At 44.5% G+C, this 11656-nt stretch carries 7 protein-coding genes; 4 read left to right on the top strand and 3 right to left on the bottom strand.

The annotated features are described in order from the left end of the window. The first annotated feature begins 199 nt into the window (after positions 1-199). Positions 200-373 carry a hypothetical protein gene (locus tag ACUVJL_RS37535; RefSeq protein ID WP_445250457.1) on the top strand — a complete coding sequence of 58 codons (174 nt, stop codon included), beginning with the start codon at positions 200-202 and terminating at the stop codon, positions 371-373. Here ACUVJL_RS37535 and ACUVJL_RS37530 read toward each other — a convergent pair. After that, the gene (locus ACUVJL_RS37530; RefSeq protein ID WP_445250456.1) at positions 357-1685 is read right to left on the bottom strand and encodes a hybrid sensor histidine kinase/response regulator; all 1329 of its coding nucleotides are present in this window, start codon (positions 1683-1685) and stop codon (positions 357-359) included. The genes ACUVJL_RS37535 and ACUVJL_RS37530 overlap by 17 nt on opposite strands. 5 nt (positions 1686-1690) lie before the next feature. Beyond that, a complete protein-coding gene (locus ACUVJL_RS37525; RefSeq protein WP_445250455.1) occupies positions 1691-6889 on the bottom strand; it encodes a PAS domain S-box protein in 5199 nt (1732 codons plus the stop codon). Between the two features lie 882 nt (positions 6890-7771). On the opposite strand from ACUVJL_RS37525, the gene ACUVJL_RS37520 reads away from it, so the two are divergent. Further along, a complete protein-coding gene (locus tag ACUVJL_RS37520) occupies positions 7772-9247 on the top strand; it encodes a mechanosensitive ion channel domain-containing protein (RefSeq protein ID WP_445250454.1) in 1476 nt (491 codons plus the stop codon). A 10-nt stretch (positions 9248-9257) separates the two neighbouring features. Continuing rightward, on the top strand, positions 9258-10382 hold the full coding sequence (locus ACUVJL_RS37515) for a flagellar assembly protein H (RefSeq protein ID WP_445250453.1): 1125 nt from the start codon (positions 9258-9260) through the stop codon (positions 10380-10382). An 88-nt stretch (positions 10383-10470) separates the two neighbouring features. On the opposite strand, the gene ACUVJL_RS37510 is transcribed toward ACUVJL_RS37515, so the two are convergent. Continuing rightward, on the bottom strand, positions 10471-10977 hold the full coding sequence (locus tag ACUVJL_RS37510; RefSeq protein WP_445250452.1) for a TetR/AcrR family transcriptional regulator C-terminal domain-containing protein: 507 nt from the start codon (positions 10975-10977) through the stop codon (positions 10471-10473). Between the two features lie 122 nt (positions 10978-11099). Between ACUVJL_RS37510 and ACUVJL_RS37505 the strand changes: the two genes are divergently transcribed. Continuing rightward, positions 11100-11579: an ATP-binding cassette domain-containing protein gene (locus ACUVJL_RS37505; RefSeq protein ID WP_445250458.1), complete on the top strand. Its 480-nt coding sequence runs from the start codon at positions 11100-11102 to the stop codon at positions 11577-11579. Positions 11580-11656 lie beyond the last annotated feature (77 nt).

Genomic DNA, 11656 nt, shown 5'->3' with positions numbered 1-11656 from the left:
TCAATTGATGGGACGGGCTCTGGGGCCCATCCCACAACAGTTATTTTTTATTGTGGGATGGGCCGAAGAGCCCGTCCTAGTTATTTTTGCAAGAGGTCTTATCCATTGTGCAGTTGCTTTATCAGTGACATCATTATATTGTATCCGATCGATTAACCATAATATCCCGGTCGGGGCGGGTTTTTGAGATGGTCAATTATTGGCAGCTATTGTTGGCGAACCCTCCCCTACAAAAATCGCGGTTCCTCGACCTGACATGATATTAGTCACCAAAGCATTAATTTCTGTTTCAGCCGAAAAAGTCGAAGCCTTCATAACGATAGCTATCATCGCCAAAGAAACATTGCACCCGGAAACTAAGCAGCTTGACTAGCTTGTTGCCGAATTGGAATTTCAATGACGAATTCTATGCCCTTTCCTGATACAGGCTGGCAGTATAACCTGCCCCCATGCTTTTCAACGATAATTTGGTAACTGATAGATAACCCCAAGCCAGTTCCTTTACCGATAGGTTTGGTGGTAAAAAAAGGGTCAAATAGTTTCGGTCCTACGGTTTCGCAAACTCCCCGACCGTTGTCACTAATATGAATAGCAACCCAATTATCGTCTATTACTTTTGTAGAAATCTGAATGCGGTTCGGGTGTTGTTGGATTTCTGCAAAGGAACGCTGCTGATTAGATTCATCCAAAGCATCAATGGCATTAGAAATAATATTCATGAACACTTGATTGAGTTGTCCGGCATGGCATTCTACTTGTGGAATCTGACCGTACTCTTTTATTAGTTCTATCTCAGGATGGTCTGGTTTTGCTTTTAAACGATGATGCAGGAGGGTGAGTGTACTTTCTATTCCTTCATGGATATTTACTGTTTTTACCTCGGCCTCATCCACGCGAGAAAAAATTCGCATAGACTTGACAATCTCCTGGATGCGCTGCGTTCCTAAGTTCATTGACTTAAGAATTTTTATAAAATCTTCCTCCAGAAATTCCAGTTCTATTTCATCTATTGCTGCTTGAATCCGAGGGGTAGGCTTTACATAATCTTCTTGATATAGGTGTATAATTTTTAGTAATTTATGAGCGTACTCTTGGGCATAACTCAGATTGCCCGCTATAAAATTTATAGGGTTATTAATTTCATGAGCAATGCCAGCCGCCAGTTGCCCTAAGCCGGACATTTTCTCGCTTTGGATTAACTTAATTTGCATTTTTTGCAAATCCTCATAGGCTTTGCTGACTTCTACAACTTTTTGCTCCAATAACATATTTTTTTCCTCTAATTTATCCGCTAGAACATGAAGCTTTAAATGCAGCTTGACGCGAGCTAATACTTCCTCTTGTTGGAAGGGTTTGGTAATATAATCTACAGCCCCAAGCTGAAACCCCTCAACTTTATTGGCCGTATCCGAGAGAGCTGTCATAAATATAACGGGAATCTGTGTAGTTTCTGGATTAGCCTGTAATCGACGACAGGTTTCAAATCCATCAATCTCTGGCATCATGACATCTAGCAAGATTAGATCTGGTAGAGCATATTTGACTCGCTCTAGTGCCATCTTTCCAGATTTTGCGACCCGAACTTCAAATCCTTCCTGACTTAAGGCATCAGATAAGACACCCAAGTTGGCTGAATTGTCATCAACTATAAGAATCGTACCATTTGGTTGAATTTCCGACTTCATAAACCTTACTTGTAGGATTGAATAAACGTTAAAATCTCTTCGTCTTGAAAGTCCTTTGCCATTTGATGCAATCTTTTAGCAAAGGGAATGTATTTGGGATCGAGTTGTTCAAGTAATACCGCCTGCTGAACTATTTCTCGGAAATTTCCTTTCATGGCCAGCTCGTATAGTATTTCCATGGACGTAGCAGGCGGGGAAATTAGCTCATTGGTGTCTGAGCCGATCGCCAGTGGAGCTTCATTAGCTTCGTAAACCCATTCCAACTCAAGATACTGTTGCAATTTTTGTAGCAGTTCGGTTGCTTGAACAGGTTTGGCAATAAAGGTGTTGGCTCCTGCCTCTAAACTTCTGTACTGATCTGTTTCAAATACGCTGGCAGAAGAGACAATAATGATCAGGTCTTTGAAATTTTCCGATTCTCGCACCCGCTTAATTAGCTCGAAGCCATCTACTTCGGGCATTAATAGGTCGGTAACGATTAAATCTGGCTGCACCTCTAGAATTTTTTCCCACCCTTCCTGTCCATCGTTGGCTTCAGACACCTCAAAGCCGAGCGGACTAAGCAAATTGCTAATTACCGAACGGTTAGCCCATTTGTCATCGACAACCACAATCTTAGGTTGGCGGTCTTTGATGCCGATAATCTGCCCCTGATGGTCGATTTGAGATGTTTTCACCCATTCATCGGCTTGAGATATATTAACATCAAACCAAAAAATACTGCCAACATTCATCTCACTTTGAACCTGAATGGTACTGCCCATTAGTTCTACAATCCTTTGGCTAATTGCCAGTCCCAAGCCGGTGCCTTCCGTGTGCCGTCTGCGATCTCCTACCTGCTCGAAGGGCTGAAAGATAGCTTGGAGTTGCTCTTGTGCAATGCCGCTACCTGTATCGCGTATTTCAAAGCGAAGTTTTCCTTCTGTAGCAAAACTGACTATAAAAGTGACACTGCCCTCATCGGTAAATTTAATAGCGTTGCTTAAAAGATTAATTAACACTTGTCGCAAGCGTTTTTCATCCGCATGAATACCGATCGGGAGTTCGGGGCTTGATGGAAAATGGAAGTGAATTCCCTTAATTTCTGCTCGGATGCGACACATCTCTGCTACACCTTGCAGGAACGCCGGGAAATGAAAATCAGTAGGCATGAGTTCCACTTTCTGGGCTTCAATTTTCGCCAAATCGAGAATATCATTGATTAAAGTCAGTAAATGGGAACCGCACTGATAAATCACATTAATGCGCGATCGCTCTTCTTCATTCAAGGATTTGGAACGCTGAAGAATCTGCGCGTATCCCATGATGCCATTAAGGGGAGTCCGCAACTCGTGGCTCATGTTAGCAAGGAATTCACTTTTTGCCCGACTTGCTGCCTCTGCAGCTTCCCTGGCTTTTGCCTGTAGGATTTCTGCTTCTTTGCGATCGTGGATATCGGTACAAGTGCCAATCCACTCCCGGATGCTGCCATCTTCATCCAGAAGTGGTACCCCTCTAATTTGAAAATAACGATAGTTTCCATCCGCTCTGCGGATTTGATATTCTATCTCAAACACGGTTTTCGTTTGCACTGCTTCCATCCAGACCTGATTGGTTCGTTCCTGATCGTCCGGGTGAATTGCATCTAACCAGCCCAAACCAACCATCTGGGCTTCGGTTTGTCCGGTGTAAGCTCTCCAACTAGGTAGATCGGGGCTTCTTCCTTCAGCATCCGCTGTCCAGACAATTTGGGACGTAGCAGCGATTAGCGAACGATAGCGTTCTTCGCTTTGTTTGATCGCATCTTCGGCTTGTTTGCGATCGTGGATATCGATGGAAGTGCCAACCCACTCCCGGATGCTGCCATCTTCATTCAGAATTGGCACCGCTCTAGCTTGAAAATAACGATAGTTTCCATCCGCTGAGCGGAGTCGATATTCCATCTCAAACAGGCTTTTCGTTTGCACTGCGGAGCTCCACACCTGAAGTGTGAGTTCGCGATCGTCCGGGTGGACTGTATCTAACCAGCCAAAACCAAAAACCTGCGCTTCGGTTTGTCCGGTGTAAGCTCTCATACTCGGTGTATCGTCGCATCTTCCTTCAGGATCCGTTATCCAGACAATTTGGGAGATGGCAAGGGTTAGCGAACGATAGCGTTCTTCGCTTTGTTTGATCGCATCTTCGGCTTGTTTGCGATCGTGGATATCGGTACAAGTGCCAACCCACTCCCGGACGCTGCCATCTTCATTTACAATTGGCACCCCTCTAGCTTGAAAATAACGATAGTTTCCATCCGCTCCCCGGAGTCGATATTCTATCTCAAACAGGCTGTTCGTTTGCACTGCTTCCATCCAGACCTGATTCGTTTGTTCCCGATCGTCGGGGTGAATTGCATCTAACCAGCCCAAACCAACCACCTGGGCTTCGGTTTGTCCGGTGTAAGCTCTCCAACTCGGTAGATCGGGGCTTCTTCCTTCAGCATCCGCTGTCCAGACCATTTGGGACGTAGCAGCGATTAGCGAACGATAGCGTTCTTCGCTTTGTTTGATCGCATCTTGGGCTTGTTTGCGATCGCTAATGTCATTATTAATTTCGAGTTGGGCACAAGGCTTTCCTTCCCCGTCGCGCTGTAATGTCCAGCGACTTGCCACAATAATATGCCGACGATCGCAGGTGGTGTGGTGAAGTTCTCCTTCCCAACTTCCGCGATCGAAAAACTCTGCCAATAAGGTTTCTAACGGTGTAGGAAAGAAGGTTTCCAAGAATGTGTGAATGTACTGCCCTACTACTTCGGCTTTTGTCCAACCATAGAGCTTTTCTGCACCTTGGTTCCAGTAGATGATGCGGTCATCCATATCCCGAATAATGATAGCATCGCTAGCTAAGTCGAGCATTTCTAGCGTTTGGCGGAGTTTTTGCTCGGCTTGTTTGCGATCGCTAATATCTCGTGTTGTGGCGATGATGCCGAGGATGTTGCCCTGATTATCCCGCCAAGGAGCCTTTGTAGTCAAAAAGGTCGTAGGGTTTTCATCAGGAGAGATATCTTCCTCGTAAGTCTCAGTGATTCCTGTTGCCATGATTTGACGATCTTTTGCCATCATTTCACGGGCAGCGTTAGGCAGTAATTCCAAATCATCTTTGCCGATGATTTCCTCAATTGGCTTGCCCAAGAAGTTTGCCGCATTGGAGTTAATGGCAACATAACGCCCTTCTCGATCTTTAACCACAATGAAGTCGGGTGTACTTTCCAAAATAGAGTTTAGCAGTGCGTTGCGTTCGCGCAGATCCGCTTCGACTTGTTTGCGATCGTTAATGTTTCGTGCTGTGGCGATGATGCCGAGAATATTGCCCTCAGCGTCCCGCCAAGCGGCTTTTGTCGTTAAAAAAGAACTGCTGCCGCTTTCACCATTAGAAACATCTTCTTCGTAGGTTTCAGTAGTGCCTGTTTCCACGATATCGCGGTCTTTTGCCATCATTGGAACGGCGCTAGCAGGGGGCAGCAGTTCCGAATCATCTTTGCCCAGGATGTCCTCAATCGGTTTACCATAAAAATTTGCCAGGTTGGTATTGAGGGCAACATAGCGGCCTTCCCGGTCTTTCACCACAATGATGTCTGGCGTACTTTCCAAAATAGAGTTTAGCAGTGCGTTGCGATCGCGCAGAGCTTCTTGAGCTTGGAAGCGATCGGTAATATCTGTATTAGCCCCAACCCATTCCCGAATTGAACCATCCGCCTTCAGAATTGGTACAGCACGACAACTCATGTAGCGATATTCCCCGTCCCAGCGGCGCATACGAAATTCACCTTCATAGGGGGCTCGATTGCCAATGGCCGCCGACCATGAGCTAGTAACGATCGCGCGATCGTCTGAGTGGATCGTGTCTAGCCAGCCCCATCCCTTGTAATTATCAAAGGTCTGTCCTGTAAATGCACTCAAAGTAGGTTGCTCGATCGCCATCAAGCCGTCTGCATTGGCAATCCAAATAATTTGAGCGGTGGCTTCCGTCAAACATCGAAATCGTTCTTCACTTTGTTTGAGGACATCTTCTGCGGTTTTGCGATCGCGAATATCCCGCGTAATACTGGCAATCGCTATAGGTTCATTAGTCTCTGGATGTTTAATCAGAAATAGAGTGTAATCTACCGGGATGGGTTGACCTGTCACGAAATGTCTGAAGCGGTAATCACTCCGCCAACCTCCCTCTTTCATCACCGCAGGCAGAATAGACTGCTGTACAAAGTCCAGATCTTCTGCCATAAAGAAGTCGGTAATGTGTTTGGTTCTGGCTTCGTCCAAACTACTGAGTCCAACTAAATCCAGAGAAGCCTGATTCATGAGTAGAGGGCGACCATCCATTGAGGCAACGCCAATAAAGTCACGGCTATTTTCGATTGTTGTAACAAGCAATTGCCGTTCTTCCTCTGCTTTTTTGCGATCGCGAATATCCCGCGCAATAGTGGAAATAAACTCGATTTCTCCCGCTTCCGTTTTGTGGACGATCAAAACCTGGGAGACTGGAACTTCTTGCCCATCGCGCGACACAAATAGGATTTCACCAGCCCAGGTACCCTCTCGTAAGGCGATTGGAAAAACTTCGTCGCGGAATTTTGCCCTTGCCGAGGGAGCTAACACAGAATTTATACTAAACTGATATCCTGGTTCCTCTGGGGATATCCCCAGCATTTTCTGTCCGGCTTTGTTGAGGTAGATGTTATTCCCGCTCGCATCTGCAACTCCTACTAAATCGGAAGTTGCTTCTACAATTGCCGTCAGTCGTGCCTGCTCTTTCTCTGCCCGCTTGCGATCGCTAATTTCAATCACAATGGCACCAACACCAAAAACCAGCCCATTTTCATCCCGCAAAGGATAGTAAGATGCTTGCCAGTAGCGCAGGATGCCTGGTTGTTTCGGCGTTTCACCCCCTACTTCATAGTCGAGAATTGGGGTGCCCGTATCCAGAATTTCTTGCAGCATTGGTTCTAGAGTCACAGCCAATTCTGGTAGCATTTCACGCAACGACCTACCAATATGGTCTGCCACACAAATGCCATTGAGCTCGGCCATAGCTTCGTTAATTTGGACGTACCGGAGTTGGCTGTCTAAAATCATCATTCCGGCATTCGCTGCAGCAAAAAAAGCCTCGAAATGGGCCTGTCGCAATACCTGTGCTGTTGTGCTCTGTTGCTGTGGCGATTGGGTTTTCTCTGGTGGGAATTTGGTCATGTTGGCTAGTGCATTTCAGCTTTTATTCTACAACTTCTGTCCAATTGGGCGATCGCAAGGAAAACCTTGCCTCCAATTTGGGTAATCAAGAAAACGTTCAGTAGCGCGACCATTAGGCTTTCAACGCGATTTTGATACCTGTGTTACACTATTTGCGTTTATTCTTAGGATGTATCGCCAACCATTTATATTACTCATCAATTATATTGGTAGCAGGCTAACTATCTATTCTGGTAATGTTTTCAATTTCAGTTATATTCAGGAAAATTTTAGTGAGATATTTTCAGATCTAGACAGGACTTACGCACTGGCACAAGGGTAGCAATATCTCTGCCACCAGTTAAAGTCATTGTCATACTTGGATATCTTGACATTTCCATTAAATATTCATCTCCTTAATCCCTACTAGAGTTTATAACCGGACTTCAAAAAAAAATCAGTGGCAAGTATGATAAAATCGAAGAGAGTTAACTTTGACTCAAGTTAGTAGAGGGTTCGCTTGAATAATAGATGATTCTGGTCTTACGAAAAAGCGCCACACTAACCGCAGGCATTGAAAGACAATATATCCGACAACTTGGCAAGACGGATAACGGCGTAGTCTGAGTAACCACACATCTATAGCAATCCTTGCAGGAGTCGTAAATTTTTTACCCCACCCCAGCCCTCCCCGCGAGTTCGGGGAGGGAGTAAGAAATTCACAAATGATGCGAGGAGCGCTATATGTAAGGACTTCAGTTTTTTATTACCCTAAAAACAGGTCAAAAGTTAGTGGTAACGACTTCAGTCCTTTATTTTTTAACTTGGCAGTAAGGACGTTAGCCCTTACTGCCAATGGCTTAAGAATTGACTACAAAAAATTTATTTCTTCCTGAAACCAAATTGAATACAATACCCGAAGACTTATTGACAGAAATCTCCCAATTTTTTACAGCGACCTTATTTAAAATAGGTGAGAATCCTGTATCGCTGCAGTCACTTGGGGAACTGATTGTATTGTTCATAGCTATCCTCGTCATATCGCGTTCTTTTACTGGCTTTCTTAAGGAACGCTTGCTCGTCAGACTGGGAATTGACGAGGGAAACCGGGAAGCGATCGCAGTAATTATTGGGTATTTAATAGTAGCTTTGGGAGTGATTGTAGCCATCCAAAGCATCGGCTTCAACCTCGCTTCTTTTGCAGTAGTTGCGGGGGGATTGGGAGTCGGGATCGGCTTCGGAATACAGGATTTAACAACTAATTTTGTCAGCGGCTTAACGCTGCTTTTAGACAGACCTGTGAAAGTCGGAGACTTTGTGGAATTAGAAGGATTAATGGGAATTGTCAAAAAAATCTCGATTCGATCGACCATCATCCAAACCAATGACGACTCCAGCGTCATAGTTCCCAACAGCAAAATGATTAGCAACAAAATTGTTAACTGGAGTTACGAAAACTCGCTACTCTGTCTGCGAGTTCCCGTAGAAGTAGCCGAGAATAGTAACCCGCTGGTAGTGACAGAAACTCTGTTAAATATTGCTTACGCGGAAGCGGGAGTTTTGTACGAACCGAATCCGAAAGTATTGTTTGTCGAGTTTGGCGATGATAGTTTTAAATTTGAACTTTTAGTTTGGACGGACAGGCCGACTCAAAGAGAAGTAATTAAAAGTTCTTTGAATTTTGCGATCGAGTACAATTTCCGCCACAATAAAATCGAATTTCCGTTCAAGGATAGAGAAAAATATTTGCAAAAATCAGAATTTTCGTTGTCAATGTTCAACAAAAAAGAAACGGCAATTGACATCACGAACTGTTCCTCAGAAAACGAGCAAAAAATGCCGATTTTTTCAAAGGAACTGAAAAAGCGATCGTCCCTTAGCTGTTTGCTGCGAGAGGTGGAATACTTTGAAAATCTGACGGATCTAGAATTGCGGCAATTGATTGAAGTTGGATACCGCCAACGGCTGCGATCGCAAGAATTTTTATTTCGCGAAAACGACCCGGGAGATGCTTTTTACATGATTCTTTCAGGTTCGGTCGAAGTTTTTGTGGAAGCTATTGACAAACACCTGAATAACCTCGGTACTGGTCAGTTTTTCGGGGAACTTTCTTTGATGTTGGGAATCCCCAGAACTGCTTCGGTGAGAGCTTTGGAAGAAACAATTTTGTTTGCGATTAATAAAGAAGGTTTCCAAAAAATTTTAACAGAACAGCAGGATTTATCCGAACAAATTATTCAACAGATAGTCAAACACAAAGAAGAGTTAAGCGAGAGACACCAGCAACTGCGAGAAATGGAATTGGTAGATGCAGCGGAAGACGATGAAAATCCTGTAGAATGGGTGAGAAAACGGCTGAAAAATCTATTTACTGTTTGAAATAATTTCTATGACGCGATTTATTCACGATCGCTTTGCCAAAGAATACCTGGAGGAATTGCTTTCGCCGATGGGAACGGTCAATGTCGGCAGAGATGTGACTTCCGAAGTCCGAGAAATCGATGTTTACTTCACTCCCAGCACCGCAATTCCCGAATACTCAGAAACCCTGGGATTGTTGGGAAAAATGGCAAACACAACTGCAATTTTTGAACCGTTTCGCAATCCGGCAAACGCCAGCGAAATTTGTAGCTGTCTCGGCAAGTTATTGGACGTGCGAGGTGAGTTGGAGCGAAAATTTAGGAGAGAAAATACTCGCTATGATGACGCTCAGTTACCCAAACTGTGGATTTTGATGCCCACAGCATCGAAAGCATTGGTAGATAGCTTTAATGCGATACCAGACACAGAGAATTGGATGCAGGGAATCTATTTTTTGGGGGAATCTTTGCGGACTGCAATTGTGGCGATTCACCAGTTGCCAGAAACTCCAGAAACCCTGTGGTTGAGGATTTTGGGCAAAGGGGGAGTGCAGCAAAGGGCTATTTCCCAATTAAGCGCTTTAGCAGCAGACGATCCGTTGCGGATTATCGCGCTAGAATTGCTGTATCGGTTACAGTCAAATTTAGTAACCGATGCGCCACAAGAATTAGAGCCAGAAGAGCGGGAGTTAATTATGACCATTGCACCACTTTTTCAACAAGAAATACAAGCAGCACGGCAACAAGCTAGAGAAGAAGGACTAGAACAAGGACTAGAACAAGGACTAGAACAAGGCAGACAAGAACAACAGCGCTTAATTTTAGAAAACTTTCTGCGAGTTAGATTTGGAGAATTAAGTCCAAAAATGACTGTTTTTCTATCTCCAATATCCAAGTTGCAGGCGGCGGAATTTACAATGCTGTTGCTGGCAATATCGATGTTGACAGTCGATGAAATAGGGCGGGAAGCAGCGGTTAAATTGTTAGCTGAAAGCGTCTTGCAAATGCGATCGCCTGAATTGGGCGATATTCTGCCTACAGCCGTTACTAATTTATTGGCATTGCCTGTGGCAGAATTGACATTGTTTGTAGAGCAACTGCCGCAGTTATCGGCTGATGAATTGAGGGAAAGGTTAGGAAAAACACCTGACTAAAACCTGCGATCGCAGCCATAAAGGGATCTCGCTCTTTATGGCATTTAAATAATTATCAAAGAAAATTCCTAGATTCTGTCGATCGCACTTAGGAATTGGACTGCCGGGATAAAATCAAGTGCAGCAGACCGTCGATCAATCGATCGCGCTCCATTGGGATAATATCTTTGCCGTGCATCAGATGCTGCGTTAACTGAAAATATACCAGCGAGCCAATAAAAATCCGCGCCGTTGCCTCCGGATCGGGCAATTTTAACTCTGGATGCGATGCCAAATATTGAGTAAGTCGCTCGATACCCGGTTTAGCTAAGTTTCTCACAAAAGTCTGCGCTAACTGGGGAAAACGCCCTGATTCGGCAATCACTAACCTCACAAAATTGAGAAATTCAGGTTTCTGCGTCACCTGCTCTAATATAGTTGTGGCAACGAATCGCAGCGCTACGGCCGGTTCTTCATCCAGCACTGTAAAATCGACTTTTTCTCGCGCCAGCCGCTGTACCAAAGCCGCAAATAATCCTTCTTTAGTGGAAGTAAAAGTGCCCTTAGATGAAGCTTCCAGCCAGAAAGTAGCGGGATTAACCAATTTGCAAGTCAAAGTGGCGATCGGGGGAAATTAAAGATTAAGTAAAAAATGTTACTCCCTTCCCGGTAGAAAACTCTCTACTTCTTCCTTTCTCTTCCTTCGTGTCCTTCGCGTCTTCGCGGTTCAATAATTACATATTCTTTCAGAACGCATTACAGATTCTTGCACCTATAATTTCCGCGCGCCCAATCGACCACTACTTCGGTCAAGCTCAACTGCGAAAACAGGTACTTTTTGGCATTAATATCGAAATTAATGCAGGTGAAATCGTGCTGATGACGGGACCTTCCGGTTCGGGAAAAACCACGCTTTTAACTTTGATTGGCGGATTGAGATCCGGTCAATCGGGAAGTCTCAAAATTCTCGGTCAAGAAATGTGCAAAGCAAGTTCAGACCACTTGGTAAAGGCGCGGCGCCAAATTGGCTATATTTTTCAGGCGCACAACTTGCACCGCAGTTTGACGGCGCTGCAAAACGTGCAAATGGGTTTGGAAGTTCACGGGAATTTGTCGCGTTCTCAAATGCGCGATCGCTCTGCAAAAATGCTAGAGTTATACCATTTTTCTAAAGATGTGCTAGAGATAAAGAATGTAAGATCCAAGACCATCCTGTGAGAAAACCAATGACATTATTTGTTAAAGATGATAAAATTTCCTGAACTTTTACGCGGAGTTCGTCAAGATTACTAAAG

This window comes from Microcoleus sp. OTE_8_concoct_300 (assembly GCF_031383065.1).
In the GTDB taxonomy this organism is placed as follows: Bacteria; Cyanobacteriota; Cyanobacteriia; order Cyanobacteriales; family Microcoleaceae; genus Microcoleus.
The sequence above is the reverse complement of the archived record's forward strand: the minus strand, read 5'-3'. Positions and strand labels throughout refer to the sequence as shown.

Coding starts and splice junctions, on each gene's coding strand:
- ACUVJL_RS37530 (WP_445250456.1), bottom strand. CDS start 1,685: ATGAAGTCGGAAATTCAACCAAATGGTACGATTCTTATAGTTGATGAC.
- ACUVJL_RS37525 (WP_445250455.1), bottom strand. CDS start 6,889: ATGACCAAATTCCCACCAGAGAAAACCCAATCGCCACAGCAACAGAGC.
- ACUVJL_RS37515 (WP_445250453.1), top strand. CDS start 9,258: ATGACGCGATTTATTCACGATCGCTTTGCCAAAGAATACCTGGAGGAA.